The sequence below is a fragment of the Cellulosimicrobium sp. NPDC057127 genome, from assembly GCF_042670945.1.
Taxonomy (GTDB): domain Bacteria; phylum Actinomycetota; class Actinomycetes; order Actinomycetales; family Cellulomonadaceae; genus Cellulosimicrobium.
In genome coordinates, this window is sequence record NZ_JBHUUP010000013.1 from 41781 (window position 1) to 55609 (window position 13829).

12 protein-coding genes are annotated in these 13829 nt (G+C 74.0%); 6 read left to right on the forward strand and 6 right to left on the reverse strand.

Features of this window, described 5'->3' with window-relative positions:
- Positions 1-106: 106 nt before the first annotated feature.
- Together ACFTZA_RS13345 and ACFTZA_RS13350 are read right to left on the reverse strand one after the other, a co-directional pair.
- Positions 107-673: a DUF1697 domain-containing protein gene (locus ACFTZA_RS13345; protein ID WP_378195529.1), complete on the reverse strand. Its 567-nt coding sequence runs from the start codon at positions 671-673 to the stop codon at positions 107-109.
- Positions 670-2202 carry an amidase gene (locus ACFTZA_RS13350; protein WP_378195532.1) on the reverse strand — a complete coding sequence of 511 codons (1533 nt, stop codon included), beginning with the start codon at positions 2200-2202 and terminating at the stop codon, positions 670-672. The genes ACFTZA_RS13345 and ACFTZA_RS13350 overlap by 4 nt, the downstream gene beginning before the upstream one ends.
- A 390-nt stretch (positions 2203-2592) precedes the next feature.
- Here ACFTZA_RS13350 and ACFTZA_RS13355 point away from each other — a divergent pair, with 390 nt between their 5' ends.
- The gene (locus ACFTZA_RS13355; protein ID WP_378195698.1) at positions 2593-3870 is read left to right on the forward strand and encodes a PhoH family protein; all 1278 of its coding nucleotides are present in this window, start codon (positions 2593-2595) and stop codon (positions 3868-3870) included.
- Positions 3871-4063: 193 nt separating this feature from the next.
- Complete coding sequence (locus tag ACFTZA_RS13360) at positions 4064-5641, forward strand: glycoside hydrolase family 6 protein (protein WP_378195535.1); 1578 nt, start codon at positions 4064-4066, stop codon at positions 5639-5641.
- 78 nt (positions 5642-5719) lie between these two features.
- Here ACFTZA_RS13360 and ACFTZA_RS13365 read toward each other — a convergent pair whose 3' ends face one another.
- Positions 5720-7138 (reverse strand): class II fumarate hydratase, encoded by a 1419-nt coding sequence (locus tag ACFTZA_RS13365; protein WP_378195538.1) that lies wholly within the window; start codon positions 7136-7138, stop codon positions 5720-5722.
- Positions 7139-7184: 46 nt separating this feature from the next.
- On the reverse strand, positions 7185-7862 hold the full coding sequence (locus ACFTZA_RS13370; protein WP_378195540.1) for a carbonic anhydrase: 678 nt from the start codon (positions 7860-7862) through the stop codon (positions 7185-7187).
- A 130-nt stretch (positions 7863-7992) separates the two neighbouring features.
- On the opposite strand from ACFTZA_RS13370, the gene ACFTZA_RS13375 reads away from it, so the two are divergent.
- The 4 genes from ACFTZA_RS13375 (at position 7993) to ACFTZA_RS13390 (ending at position 12461) form a co-directional block, all read left to right on the forward strand.
- Positions 7993-9285, forward strand: a complete 1293-nt coding sequence (locus ACFTZA_RS13375; protein ID WP_378195543.1) for an extracellular solute-binding protein — start codon at positions 7993-7995, stop codon at positions 9283-9285.
- Positions 9286-9320: 35 nt separating this feature from the next.
- Complete coding sequence (locus ACFTZA_RS13380; protein ID WP_378195701.1) at positions 9321-10262, forward strand: carbohydrate ABC transporter permease; 942 nt, start codon at positions 9321-9323, stop codon at positions 10260-10262.
- Entirely contained in the window at positions 10262-11113 is an 852-nt protein-coding gene (locus ACFTZA_RS13385) for a carbohydrate ABC transporter permease (RefSeq protein ID WP_378195546.1), read from the forward strand. Before ACFTZA_RS13380 ends, ACFTZA_RS13385 begins: the two co-directional genes overlap by 1 nt.
- Positions 11114-11207: 94 nt before the next feature.
- Positions 11208-12461 carry an ABC transporter ATP-binding protein gene (locus ACFTZA_RS13390; protein WP_378195550.1) on the forward strand — a complete coding sequence of 418 codons (1254 nt, stop codon included), beginning with the start codon at positions 11208-11210 and terminating at the stop codon, positions 12459-12461.
- 63 nt (positions 12462-12524) lie between these two features.
- Here the strand turns inward: ACFTZA_RS13390 and ACFTZA_RS13395 are convergent, their stop codons facing one another.
- Entirely contained in the window at positions 12525-13490 is a 966-nt protein-coding gene (locus ACFTZA_RS13395; protein ID WP_378195553.1) for a carbohydrate kinase, read from the reverse strand.
- A complete protein-coding gene (locus ACFTZA_RS13400) occupies positions 13487-13819 on the reverse strand; it encodes an exodeoxyribonuclease VII small subunit (protein WP_378195556.1) in 333 nt (110 codons plus the stop codon). The genes ACFTZA_RS13395 and ACFTZA_RS13400 overlap by 4 nt, the downstream gene beginning before the upstream one ends.
- Positions 13820-13829 lie beyond the last annotated feature (10 nt).

The following is a 13829-nucleotide window of genomic DNA, read 5'->3' on the forward strand; positions in this document are numbered from 1 at the left end:
GTCGATCCTACGCGGGGCGCCGCGCCCACGCCGCCCGGCGTCCGCCACGCGGTCACGTGGCGCGTACGCCGCGACTCCTCGCCGATCGGCCGCGACGCGTGGCGGGTCAGGACACCTCGTCCTCCACCTCGCGGGCCGTCGTGAGCAAGCGGGTCACGGTCCTCCAGTTGCGTCCCGTGACGGGGCCGCCGGCGGCGCGGGCGAGGACCGCGGAGGTGAGCCGCGACCGGCCGATCCCGTCGGGGAACGTCACGTACAGCGCGCCGTGCGCGACGGCGACCTGCTCGCTCCCGGGATGCTCGGCGGCGAGCCGCGCGAGGCCCGCCGCGTCGACGTCGTGCTCGCCGACGAAGAGCTGCACGTGCGACGGCGACTCCCGGGCCGCGTCCGGGAACGGCAGGGCGTCGACGAGCCCGGCGAGCCGCGCGGCCGGGAGCACCGCGACCGCCGCGTCGACGCCGAAGCGGTCGGCGACGCCGTCGCGGACGAGGCGGGCGACGTCGTCGGCGGTGGCGGCGCCGGAGGCGCCCGCCGCGACGACGAGGTTCCCGCTGTTGACGACGGTCCGGCTGGCCGCGAACCCGAGCGCCGCGGACAGGGCGCGCAGCGCGGTCGACGGGACGGAGCGGCCGCCGACGTTGACGGCGAACAGCAGGGCGACGTAGGCGGTCACGCGGTCTCCGGGGGTCGGCGGTGGGCCCAGGGCGCCGCCTCCTCGAGACGGGCGGCGAGGGACAGCAGCAGGGCGTCCGCGCCGTGGGCGGCGCCCAGCATGACCCCGACGGGCAGCGGGACGGGCGTTCCGGCGTCGGCCGGCACGACGGCCTCGCCGAGCGGCAGGCTCACCGCGGGGCGGCCGGTGAGGTTCCACATGCTCGTCCACGGGGTGAACGCCGTCTGGGCGGCGAAGTCGGCGGCAGGGTCGTCGTCGAGCCGCTGGGCGCCCACGAGGGCCGGCGGCTGCGCGAGCGTCGGGGACACGACGACGTCGACGTCCGCCCACGCGGCCGCGACGTCGCGCGTGAGCCGCTGGACCTCGGCGAGCGCGGTCGCGTACTGCGCCCCGGACACCGACCGGCCCCGCTCGCGCAGCCACCGCGTGAGGGGCACGAGCAGGTCCTCGCGCTCCGCGGGCACGGGTGCGAGCAGCGCGCCCACCGACCACAGCGCCGCGAACGACTCCCACCGCTGCGCGTCGAACGGCGGTCCGAGCTCGACGACCTCGTGGCCCGCGTCGGCGAGGAGGGCCGCGGCCTCGCGCGCGACGGCGGCGCACGCCGGGTGCACGGGCGCGTCCGGGGCGATCACCGGGTCGAGGAGGAGTCCGACGCGCAGCGGGCGCGTCGGTGCGCGGGTCGCGCCGAGGAACGTGTCCGGTGCCTCGCCGGTCCACCACGTCGTGGCCGTCGTGCCACCGCGGTGCGCGGTCCCGGGCACGGGGCCCGCGACGAACGTGTCGCCGGGCCACGGGCGTGCGAGGACGTCCAGGAAGGCCGCGGTGTCGCGCACGGACCGCGTGAGCACGCCGTGCGTCGCGAGGCCCGCGCCGTCGACGGAGAACGGCCCGGGGCTGACCCGACCGCGCGACGGCTTGAGCCCGACGAGACCGCACGCGCTCGCCGGGATGCGGATCGACCCGCCGCCGTCGCTGCCGTGGGCGACCGGGACCACCCGCGCGGCGACCGCGGCGGCGGCGCCGCCGCTCGACCCGCCGGCCGACCGGCGCAGGTCCCACGGGGTGCGGGCGGTCGGGCCCACGTCGGGCTCGGTGTAGCAGGGCAGGCCCAGCTCTGGCGTGCTCGTCTTGCCCAGCATGACGGTGCCCGCCTCGCGCAGGAGCGTCACGACGCCGTCGTCGACGGGGGGCGCGACGGGGTCGAGCGCGGCGGAGCCGGCGCGGACGGGCACGCCCGCGACGAGGTTCAGGTCCTTGACCGGGCACGGCACGCCGAGGAACGGCGGGAGCGCTCCCGGCTCGCCGACCACGCCGTCGCGCCGCGCGGTGACGAGGGCGGACTCCGCCGCGGCCGCCTGCGCGCGGGCGAGGTCGTCGGCGAGGTGCACGAAAGCCCCGACGCGGGCACCTGCGTCGCGGGCCGCCCCGAGCGTCGCGTCGAGGACCTCGGTGGGGGACGTCTCGCCGGCCCTCAGCGACGCGGCGAGCGCGGTCGCGTCGAGCTCGAGGAGCTCTGCGGTCGTCATGGCCCGACCGTACGCGGCCGCCCCGGTCGGTGCCCAGGCGCGGGCGGGCGACGTGAACGTCGGATGAAACCTCGGGGACACGAGGGGAGAGCTCTGGTGATCCGAATCACAGAGGCGTAGTTTCGACAGGGACGGGCGGCACCATCGTCGCCCTCCGGGAGGCCAGCCGATGGGGTTCACGCTCCGCTCAGGAGGGCCGGCACCGGCGCTGCTGAGCCGTGGCACCTGCGGCCCAGCGGCCGGTCGCCTGCCACACCCTGGAAGAGCACGGCGCTCGCGCGCCGGAGGGGAGCCTCCGTGGTCCGCACCTCATCCACCCCCCACCCCGACCCGTCACCCGACGGGGCCGGGCGCACGACCCGCACGTTCGTCGTCGACACGTCGGTACTCCTGAGCGACCCGCGGGCCATCCTGCGGTTCGCCGAGCACGACGTGGTGCTGCCGGTCGTCGTGGTCACCGAGCTGGAGGCGAAGCGTCACCACGCGGAGCTCGGCTACTTCGCCCGCTCCGCCCTGCGGATGCTCGACGACCTGCGGGTCAAGCACGGGCGTCTCGACGAGCCCATCCCCGTCGGCGACGCCGGGGGCACGCTGCGCGTCGAGCTCAACCACACCGACCCGGCGGTCCTGCCCGCGGGCTTCCGGCTGGGCGACAACGACACGCGCATCCTGTCGGTCGCGGCCAACCTCGCCTCGGAGGGGCACGACGTGACGGTCGTGTCGAAGGACCTGCCGATGCGCGTCAAGGCGTCCGCCGTCGGGCTGCGTGCCGAGGAGTACCGCGCGGAGCTCGCCGTCGACTCCGGGTGGACGGGCATGAGCGAGATCGACCTGACGGACGAGCAGACGGCCGCCCTGTGGGAGCACGAGTCGCTCGAGCTCGCGGGCCTCGACCCGCAGGTCGTGGAGGCGGCGGGACCGCTCCACTGCCACACGGGCCTCGTCGTGCACTCGCCGCGCGGGTCGGCGCTCGGCCGCGTCACGGCGGACAAGCACGTCCAGCTCGTGCGCGGCGACCGCGAGGTCTTCGGGCTGCACGGCCGCTCGGCCGAGCAGCGCGTCGCGATCGACCTGCTGCTCGACGACAGCGTCGGGATCGTCTCCCTCGGCGGGCGCGCCGGGACCGGCAAGTCGGCGCTCGCGCTGTGCGCCGGCCTCGAGGCCGTCATGGAGCGCGGTCAGCACCGCAAGGTCGTCGTCTTCCGCCCCCTGTACGCGGTGGGCGGCCAGGAGCTCGGCTACCTCCCGGGCTCCGAGTCCGAGAAGATGAACCCCTGGGCCCAGGCGGTGTACGACACGCTCGGCGCGCTCGTCTCGCCCCAGGTGCTCGACGAGGTGATCGACCGCGAGATGCTCGAGGTGCTGCCGCTCACGCACATCCGCGGGCGCTCGCTGCACGACGCGTTCGTCATCGTGGACGAGGCCCAGTCGCTCGAGCGCAACGTGCTGCTCACCGTGCTCTCGCGGATCGGGCAGTCGTCGCGCGTCGTGCTCACGCACGACGTCGCGCAGCGCGACAACCTGCGCGTCGGGCGGCACGACGGCGTCGCGGCCGTCATCGAGGCGCTCAAGGGCCATCCGCTGTTCGCCCACGTGACCCTGACGCGCTCCGAGCGTTCGCCCGTCGCCGCGCTCGTCACGGAGATGCTCGAGTCGATCGAGGTCTGAGGCGCGACGGCCCTCCCGACGAGGGCGGCCCGGCGTCACGCCGCGCCGCCCTCGTCCGGCTGCTCCCGCTGCTCGGGCCCGCCTCTTGACGCGCGTCGCGGCGGGGTCCAGGGTGGACGGAGGTCGCCGGTGGTAGCGCTCCCACGCCGTGCCGGCGCCTCGACACCGCCGTCGCAGATCGAAGGAGATCTCCATGACGCACGTCCTGAGCCGCCGGCCCGCGCGCTCGCTCGCGACCGCCCTCGCCGCGGCTCTCGTCGCGGCGCTCGCCGCCGCCCCCGCATCCGCCGTTCCCGACGACGCGGCGCCGTCCGCGGCGCCCGAGCGGCTCTACGTCGACCCGTTCAGCACCACGCTCGAGGCCGCCGCGTCGCTCGAGGGGGACGCGCGGGCCGACGCCCAGCTCCTCGGCAGCTTCCCGTCCGCCACGTGGTTCACCGGCGGCACCCCCGACGAGGTCCGCGCGGAGGTGGCCGGCGTCGTCGGACGCGCCGCCGCCGACGACGCGCTGCCGACGCTCGTCGCCTACAACGTGCCGTTCCGCGACTGCGCGCAGTACTCCGCCGGTGGGGCGACGAGCACCACGGAGTACGTCGCCTGGGTCGACGCGTTCGCCGCCGGCATCGGCGACGAGCACGCGATCGTCGTGCTCGAGCCGGACGGTCTCGGGATCATCCCCTGGTACACGACCGTGAACGGGGAGCAGGAGTGGTGCCAGCCGGCCGAGGCGGACCCGGCGACCGCCGCGGCCGAGCGGTTCGCGCAGCTCCAGCACGCGGTGGACGCGCTGGGCGCGCTGCCGAACGTGCGCGTCTACCTCGACGGCACGCACAGCGGCTGGCTGGGGGTTGGCGACATCAGCGACCGCCTCCTGCGCGCGGGGGTCGAGCGCGCCGACGGGTTCTTCCTCAACGCCTCCAACTACGTCGAGACGGAGAGGCTGCTGCGGTACGGCACGTGGATCAGCGACTGCCTGCACCTCAGCGTGAACAGCTGGTGGGAGCCGCAGTGGTGCGCGAGCCAGTATCACCCCGCGGACCCGGACGACGTCTCCACGTGGACGCTGACCGACGCGGCCTACGAGCAGGCGTTCGCCGACACGGGCGTCGTGCGCCACCCGGCCGAGCAGGCGCACTTCGTCGTCGACACGAGCCGCAACGGTCGAGGGCCGTGGACCGCGCCCGCAGGGGCGTACCCCGACCCGGAGGTGTGGTGCAACCCGCCGGACCGCGGCCTCGGCGCCCGACCGACGCTCGAGACGGGCACGGCGCTCGTCGACGCGTTCCTGTGGATCAAGGTTCCCGGGGAGTCCGACGGCCGCTGCTTCCGGGGCACGGGCGGGCCTCTCGACCCGGCGCGCGGCATCGAGGACCCGCCGGCGGGCGCGTGGTTCCCCGAGCAGGCGGCCGAGCTGCTCGACCTCGCCGTGCCGGGCGTCCAGCGGCCGACGTGCCACATCGACTACACCGTCCACGGGACGTGGCCCGGCGGCTACGTCGCCCAGGTGTGGCTGCGCAGCACCGGCACGGCGCCCCTCGACGGCTGGTCGCTGCGGTGGGCGCTCGCCGACGGCGAGGCGGTCGCCGACGCCTGGGGCGCCGTCGTGACGGAGGAGGGCGCCGCCGTCACCGCGCAGCACCTCGCCTGGAATGCGACGGTCCGCCCCGGCGGGGCGGTGACGTTCGGCTTCGTCGGCACGCGCGGCGCGGGTGCGCCGACGTTGCCGCAGCTCGTCACGCTGGACGGCCGGCCCTGCACGGTCGGGGGCTGAGCGCGGACGACGAGCGGCCGGGAGCGCGGGGGTGGTCCCCGGCGCTCCCGGCCGTCGGACGCGGGCGACTACCGGCGCTCAGGCCTTCGGCGCGCGCGTCATCGACAGGACGTCGAGCGCGGAGTCGAGCTGCTCCTCGGTGACCTCGCCGCGCTCGACGAAGCCGAGGTCGACCACGGCCTGGCGCACGGTGATGCCCTCCGCGACGGAGTGCTTGGCGACCTTCGCGGCGGCCTCGTAGCCGATGACGCGGTTGAGCGGCGTGACGATGGACGGCGACGACTCGGCGAACGCGCGCGCCTTCTCGACGTTGGCGGTGATGCCCGCGACGGTCCGGTCGGCGAGGACGCGCGAGGCGTTCGCGAGCAGGCGGACGGACTCGAGCACGCCCTGCGCGATGACGGGGATCTGCACGTTGAGCTCGAAGCTGCCCGACGCGCCGGCCCAGGCGACGGTGGCGTCGTTGCCGATCACGCGTGCCGCGACCATGAGCACGGCCTCGGGCACGACCGGGTTGACCTTGCCCGGCATGATCGACGACCCGGGCTGCAGGTCCGGGATGAAGATCTCACCGAGACCGGTGTTGGGGCCCGAGCCCATCCAGCGCAGGTCGTTGCAGATCTTCGTCACGGACACCGCGACGGTCCGCAGGGCGCCGGACAGCTCGACGAGGCCGTCGCGCGCGGACTGCGCCTCGAAGTGGTCGCGCGCCTCGGTGAGCGGCAGGCCGGTGTCCTCGACGAGGAGCTCGATGACGCGCTGCGGGAAGCCCGCGGGCGTGTTGATGCCGGTGCCGACGGCGGTGCCGCCCAGCGGGACCTCGGCGGCGCGCGGCAGCGCGGCCTGCAGTCGCTCGACGCCGTAGCGCACGGCCGCCGCGTACCCGCCGAACTCCTGCCCGAGCGTCACCGGCGTCGCGTCCATGAGGTGCGTGCGGCCCGACTTCACGACCGTCGCGAACTCCTGCGCCTTGGCCTCGAGCGCCTCGGCCAGGTGCTCGAGCGCCGGGACGAGGTCGCGCACGACGCCCGCCGTCGCGGCGACGTGCACCGAGGTCGGGAACACGTCGTTGGACGACTGCGACGCGTTGACGTGGTCGTTGGGGTGCACGTCGCGGCCGAGGGAGCGCGTCGCGAGCGTCGCGAGGACCTCGTTGGTGTTCATGTTCGACGACGTGCCCGAGCCGGTCTGGAAGACGTCGACGGGGAAGTGCTCGTCGTGGACGCCCGACGCGACCTCGTCCGCCGCCGCCACGATCGCGTCCGCGACGTCGGCGTCCAGCACGCCGAGCTCCGCGTTCGCGCGCGCCGCCGCCTTCTTGACGCGGGCGAGCGCCTCGATGTGACCGCGCTCGAGCGGCGTGCCCGAGATCGGGAAGTTCTCCACCGCGCGCTGCGTCTGCGCGCGGTAGAGGGCCTGCGCGGGGACCCGCACCTCGCCCATCGTGTCGTGCTCGATGCGGTACTCGGGGGAGCCGTCGGTGGCTGCAGCAGTCATGCGCCTATCGTGCCGCAACGGTGGGCGCGGCTCCGAACCCGGCGGGTCAGGCCGCGTCGTCGTCCGCGACCGGCTGCTCGCCGACGTCACCGACGACCTCGACCAGCCGGGCGCGGCCCTCGGCGAAGTCGTACTCGACGCCGATGATCGCGCAGCGCCCCTCGGCGACCGCGGCCGCGAGCCCGGCCGAGTAGGAGTGGAGCATGTCGACGGTGTTCCGCACGTGCTCGCGCCGCAGCACGGCGGGGTCGATGCTCTCGAGGGCGCCCCCGCCCGCACCGGTGATCTTGGCGATCGACGGGATGACGCGGTCGACGACGGCACGGACGAAGCCGTCGGCCTGCGCCCCGGTCGAGAGGGTCTCCACGGCGGCACCCACGGCCCCGCACGAGTCGTGCCCGAGGACGACGACGAGCGGCGTCGACAGCACCTCGACGCCGTACTCGATCGACCCGAGCACCGTGGTGTCCACGACGTGGCCCGCCGTGCGCACGACGAACATGTCGCCGAGGCCCTGGTCGAAGACGATCTCCGCCGCGACGCGCGAGTCGGAGCAGCCGAACAGGACGGTGTGGGGGTGCTGGGCGCCGGCGGTCTCACGCCGTCGGTCCGCGCCCTGCGACGGGTGCAGCAGGGCGTCGGCGACGAAGCGGTCGTTGCCGGCGCGCAGCGTGGTCCAGGCCTCGGCCGGGGTGCGCGGGGTGGGGGTCGCGGTGCTCGTCATGGGCCCCATGATGGCGCACCCCGGCCGGTGCACGCCGGGCGCGTTCGCGTGGCGAGCCTGCTGCCGCTGGTGTAGCCATTGAGGCAGGTGGCGTCCCTCCCGGGCCGCCGCGCGGACGAAAGGAGCCGCCGTGCGCAGACGCACCCGCCCGCTCGCCGTGCTCGCCGCCGTGGCGGTCGTCGCGCCGCTCGCGGCGTGCGCCTCGGGGGACGGCAGCACGCCGGTGCTGACGTGGTACATCAACCCCGACGCCGGGGGGCAGGCCAGGATCGCCGCCTCCTGCACGGAGGAGGCGGACGGTGCCTACCGGATCGAGACGGAGCTCCTGCCGCGCGACGCGGCGTCGCAGCGCGAGCAGCTCGCGCGCCGCCTCGCGGCGAAGGACGCGTCGATCGACCTCATGAGCCTCGACCCCGTCTTCATCGCCGAGTTCGCGGAGGCGGGCTTCCTCGCCCCGGTGCCCGACGACGTCGCGCAGGCGACGACGCAGGACGTGGTGCAGGGCGCCATCGACGCGTCCACGTGGAAGGACGAGCTCGTGGCCGTCCCGTTCTGGGCCAACACGCAGCTGCTCTGGTACCGCACCTCCGTGGCGGAGGCCGCCGGCCTCGACATGTCGCAGCCGGTCACGTGGGACCAGATCATGGAGGCGGCCGCGGGGCAGGACAAGCTGCTCGCGGTGCAGGGCGCCAAGGCCGAGTCGCTGACGGTGTGGATCAACGCCCTCGTCGAGGGCGCCGGTGGGCACGTCGTCGAGAACCCCGAGGCTCCCGCCGAGGACATCGAGCTCGGCCTGGTGTCCGACGCGGGACGCGAGGCCGCGCGGATCATGGGCGAGATCGGGTCGTCCGGTCTCGGTGGCCCGGGTCTGCCGAGCGAGAACGAGTCCGCCTCGCTCGAGCTCTTCCAGGGGGACGACGCGTCCTTCATGGTCAACTGGCCGTTCGTGTGGTCGTCGACGCAGGGCGCGGTCGAGTCGGGGGCCCTGGACCAGGCGGTGCTCGACGACATCGGGTGGGCGCTGTACCCGCAGACGGTCGAGGGCGAGCAGGCCCGGCCCCCGTACGGCGGGATCAGCCTCGGCGTCGGGGCGTTCAGCGCGCACCCGGACCTCGCGTACCAGGCGGCGGAGTGCATCGTGCAGCCCGAGAACCAGGCCGCGTACTTCGTCACCGACGGCAACCCGCCCGCGAGCACCACGGCGTACGACGACCCGGAGGTCCAGGAGACCTTCCCGATGGCCGACCTCATCCGCGACTCGCTCGAGCAGGCGGCGCCGCGTCCCAAGACCCCGTTCTACAACGAGGTGTCGACCGGTCTGCAGCAGACCTGGTACCCGCCGTCGGACGTCGACCCGCAGACCACGCCCGAACGGTCCTCCGAGTACATCACCGCGGTCCTGCGAGGGGAGCGACTCCTGTGAGCACCACGATCCCGGGAAGCGCGAAGGACGTCGAGATCGACGACGGCTCGGGCGAGGACCGCGAGGCGAGAGCGGCGCGCAGCGACCGCGCACGGGCCGAGGCCCGGCTCGGCTGGCTCCTGGCCGGGCCCGCGTTCGTCGTCATGCTCGCCGTGACGCTGTACCCGATCCTCCAGGCCGTCTACGACTCGCTGTTCAACTACAAGCTCACCGCCCCGGACGAGCGGACGTTCGTCGGGCTGAACAACTACCTCGTGATCCTCAGCGACGTCGTCTGGTGGCGGGACCTCGGGGTGACGCTGTTCATCACGGTCGTCACGGTCGCCGTCGAGCTCGTGCTGGGCTTCGCGCTCGCGCTCGTCATGCACCGCGCCATCAAGCGCCTGCGCGGCCTGCTGCGCACCGCGATCCTCGTGCCCTACGGGATCATCACGGTGGTCTCGGCGTTCGCGTGGTTCTACGCGTTCGACATCACCTCCGGCTACGTCAACCGCTGGTTCGACTGGGTGCCCGGCATCGGCCCCGACCTCAACTGGTTCGCGCAGCAGGGGACGAGCCTGTTCGTCATCATCGCGTCCGAGGTGTGGAAGACGACGCCGTTCATCTCCCTCCTGCTCCTCGCCGGCCTCGCGCAGGTGCCGGGCGACCTCGAGGAGGCGGCCAAGGTCGACGGCGCGACCGCGTGGCAGCGGTTCACGCGCGTCATCGTGCCGAACATGAAGGCCGCCATCATGGTCGCCGTGCTGTTCCGCGCGCTCGACGCGTTCCGCATCTTCGACAACGTCTTCATCATGACGAACGGCGCGAACAACACCGAGGTGCTGTCGCTGCTGGCGTACCGCACGTCCATCGGCCAGCTGCAGATCGGCATGGGGTCGGCGATCTCCGTCCTGCTGTTCCTGTGCGTCGTCCTCATCTGCTTCGTCGCGATCAAGCTGTTCAAGGTCGACCTCGCCGGCGCGAGAGGGGAGAAGTGATGGGCAGCGTCCTGAGCACCCGGGCCAAGGTCTGGTGGGCCGTCATCACGGTCGTCGTCCTCGTCGGCTCGCTCTTCCCGGTCGTGTCGATCCTCATGACGAGCTTCAAGTCGTCCGCCGAGATCAACTCCGGCACCTTCCTCCCACCGAGCTGGAGCACGGAGAACTACGAGCAGATCCTGTCGCCGGAGGGGTCGGCGCAGGAGCTGTTCCTGTCCGCCCTGCGCAACTCCGTCGGGATCTCGCTCATCGCGACGTTCATCGCCGTCGTGCTCGCCACGCTGTGCGCGTACGCGATCGCGCGCCTCGACTTCCCCGGCAAGCGGCTGATCCTCACGACGGCGCTCGGGGTCTCGATCTTCCCGGTCGTCTCCATCGTCACGCCGCTGTTCAACCTGTGGCGCAACATCGGTCTGTACGACACGTGGCCCGGCCTGATCATCCCGTACCTGTCGCTCACGCTGCCGATCTCCATCTGGACCCTCGCGGCGTTCTTCCGCCAGATCCCCTGGGAGCTCGAGCAGGCGGCGCAGGTGGACGGCGCGACGCCGTGGCAGGCGTTCCGCAAGGCGATCGTCCCGCTCGCGGCGCCCGGCGTGTTCACCACGGCGCTCATCGCGTTCTTCATCGCGTGGAACGACTTCGTCTACGGCATCTCGCTGACGTCGACGAGCGCGGCGCGACCGGTGCCGGCGGCCCTCGCCTTCTTCACGGGTGCGTCCTACTTCGAGCAGCCGACGGGTGCGATCTCCGCCGCCGCGGTCGTCGTGACGATCCCGGTCGTCGTCCTCGTCGTGCTGTTCCAGCGCCAGATCGTCTCCGGCCTCACCCAGGGTGCGGTGAAGGGATGACGACGGCGCCCACCACCGCTCCGCCGCGACCGCGCGCCGCCGGGCACGTCCGCCGCGCACCGAACCGAGCACGCCGACCCCGAGGAGAGCTCTGATGGCGTCGATCACCCTGAAGGACATCGTCAAGCGCTACGGCGACGGCTTCCTCGCCGTGGACGACGTGAACCTCGAGATCGCGGACGGCGAGTTCGTCATCCTCGTCGGGCCGTCCGGGTCGGGGAAGTCCACCGTGCTGCGCATGATCGTCGGCCTCGAGGACATCACCGCGGGCGAGCTCGAGATCGACGGGCGGCGCGTCAACGAGAAGGCGCCGCGCGACCGGGACCTCGCGATGGTGTTCCAGAACTACGCCCTCTACCCGCACCTGACCGTCGCCGAGAACATCGCGTTCCCGCTGCGACTCGCCAAGGGCAAGCACAGCGAGGAGGAGATCCGCGCGAAGGTGGAGCACGCGGCCGACCTGCTCGACCTGCGCGAGCACCTCGACCGCAAGCCTGCGAACCTCTCGGGCGGGCAGCGCCAGCGCGTGGCGATGGGGCGCGCCATCGTGCGCGACGCGAAGGCGTTCCTCTTCGACGAGCCGCTGTCGAACCTCGACGCGAAGCTGCGCGGCCAGATGCGCACCGAGATCGCGCGCCTGCAGCGCCGCCTCGGCACCACCACGGTCTACGTCACGCACGACCAGACGGAGGCCATGACGCTCGGCGACCGCGTCGCCGTGCTGCGCAAGGGCGTGCTGCAGCAGGTCGCGAGCCCCCGCGGGCTGTACGAGCAGCCGGTCAACCTGTTCGTCGCCGGGTTCATCGGCACCCCGCCGATGAACTTCCTGCCCGGGCGCATCTCGGGCGGCCGCATCGCGCTGCCGTTCGGCGAGTTCGACCTGCCCGAGAGGGTGAGCGACGTGGTGGGGGAGCGCGACCTCGTCATCGTGGGCCTGCGGCCCGAGCACTTCGAGGACGCCCGCCTCGTCGACCCGACGAAGAAGGACCGCGGCCACACGTTCGAGGCGCAGATCGACGTCACCGAGTGGCTCGGTGCCGACCTGTACGCCTACGTGCCCTTCGACATGCCGGACTCCGTCAAGGGCATGCTGGACGAGCTCGACCGCGAGCTCGACGGCGAGGGCATGCGCACGCAGTTCGTCGTGGCCCTCGACGCGGCGTCGCGCGTGCGGGACGGGGACGCCACCGAGCTGTGGTTCGACCCGACGAAGATGATGATCTTCGACCCCGAGTCGAGCGAGAACCTCACGCGCGACCCCGAGGAGGCGGAGCGGGTCGAGCGCGAGAACGAGGAGGACCGCCGGGCGTCGCTCGAGCGCGCGAAGAAGCAGGAGGCGCGCGTCTAGCGTCCCGCCGGTCCCGCCACGACGTGCGCTCCCGACCTCCCGCGCCGCCCTGGACGTCGGCCGTCAGCCCGGGGAGAGCTCGGCGCGGCGCGGGGGGTTGGCGCCGGCGCGGGAGACGGTGATCGCCGCGACGGCCGCGCAGCGCTCGAGGAGCCGCTCGAGCGTGCCCGGGTCGACGGCGCGCAGCGCGTCGCGGCGCGCGGCGCCGAGGAGGCCCGCGTCCCAGAGCCCGTCCACGAGCGCGCCCATGAACGAGTCGCCCGCCCCGACCGTGTCGACGACCTCGACCCGGGGCGCGGCGACGCGGTGCTCGCCGCCCGGGGTGAGCGCGACCGCGCCGGCGCCGCCGAGCGTGACGACGACGAGGGCCGGCCCCAGCGCGAGCCACCCGCGGGCGACCTCGACGGGGTCGCCCGCGGGCACGAGCCACGCGAGGTCCTCGTCGCTGACCTTGACGACGTCGGCCAGCGCGACGACCGCCTCGATGCGCTCCCGTGCGTCGGCGGGGTCGCCCATGAGGGCCGGACGCGCGTTGGGGTCGTACGTGATGGTCGCGGTGTCCCGGGCCGCGGCGACCAGATCGCGGACCGCGCGCGCCCCCGGCTCGAGCACGGCGGCGATCGAGCCGGTGTGCACGGCGAGCGTGCCCGCGGTCACCTCGGTGCCGGGCGGCATCTGCCACTCGAGGTCGAACTCGTACGTCGCGGCGCCCTCGTCGTCCAGGTGCGCCGTCGCGACGCTCGTCGACGGCGCGCTCGTGCTGCCGGGGGCGAGCTGCACGCCCGACTCCTCGAGCCACGCACGGATCGCGTCGCCGTGCTCGTCGGCGCCGATCCACGTGACGAGGCGGGCGTCGCGGCCGAGGCGGCCGAGCGTCAGGGCGACGTTGGCCAGGCTGCCGCCGGGGAGCTCGTCGACGCTGCCGTCCGCGCGGTGCACCACGTCGATGAGCGCCTCGCCGACGGCGAGCACGTGGCCGTGCGCGGACGCCGGGGAACCGTCGGGGGCGGCGGGGGCGGTCGGGTTCATCGGTCTCCTCCGGGGGTGTCGTCGGCCGGGCGGGTGTCGTCGCCCCGCGGACCGGCCGGGTCGTCGTCCGTGACCCGGTCGCCGGGGGCGCCGTCGCCCGTGCGGGCGGCGTCGAGCCTCGCCCGCGCGCCGTCGAGCCACTCCTGGCAGCGTGCGGCGAGGGCCTCGCCGCGCTCCCACAGCGCGAGCGAGGCCTCGAGGGGCTCGCCTCCGGTCTCCAGCCGGGCGACGACCTGGACCAGCTCGTCGCGGGCCTGCTCGTAGGACAGCGCGGAGACGTCCGCGCTGACAGCGTTGTCGGATCCGGTCACGGCGCTATTCAACCTCATCTGTCCGAAG

What these genes read in the sequence shown, in the direction of transcription:
- ACFTZA_RS13365 (WP_378195538.1), bottom strand. Translation starts at nt 7,138, where the DNA reads ATGACTGCTGCAGCCACCGACGGCTCCCCCGAGTACCGCATCGAGCAC.
- ACFTZA_RS13370 (WP_378195540.1), bottom strand. Translation starts at nt 7,862, where the DNA reads ATGACGAGCACCGCGACCCCCACCCCGCGCACCCCGGCCGAGGCCTGG.
- ACFTZA_RS13385 (WP_378195546.1), top strand. Translation starts at nt 10,262, where the DNA reads ATGGGCAGCGTCCTGAGCACCCGGGCCAAGGTCTGGTGGGCCGTCATC.
- ACFTZA_RS13350 (WP_378195532.1), bottom strand. Translation starts at nt 2,202, where the DNA reads ATGACGACCGCAGAGCTCCTCGAGCTCGACGCGACCGCGCTCGCCGCG.
- ACFTZA_RS13400 (WP_378195556.1), bottom strand. Translation starts at nt 13,819, where the DNA reads ATGAGGTTGAATAGCGCCGTGACCGGATCCGACAACGCTGTCAGCGCG.
- ACFTZA_RS13360 (WP_378195535.1), top strand. Translation starts at nt 4,064, where the DNA reads ATGACGCACGTCCTGAGCCGCCGGCCCGCGCGCTCGCTCGCGACCGCC.
- ACFTZA_RS13395 (WP_378195553.1), bottom strand. Translation starts at nt 13,490, where the DNA reads ATGAACCCGACCGCCCCCGCCGCCCCCGACGGTTCCCCGGCGTCCGCG.
- ACFTZA_RS13390 (WP_378195550.1), top strand. Translation starts at nt 11,208, where the DNA reads ATGGCGTCGATCACCCTGAAGGACATCGTCAAGCGCTACGGCGACGGC.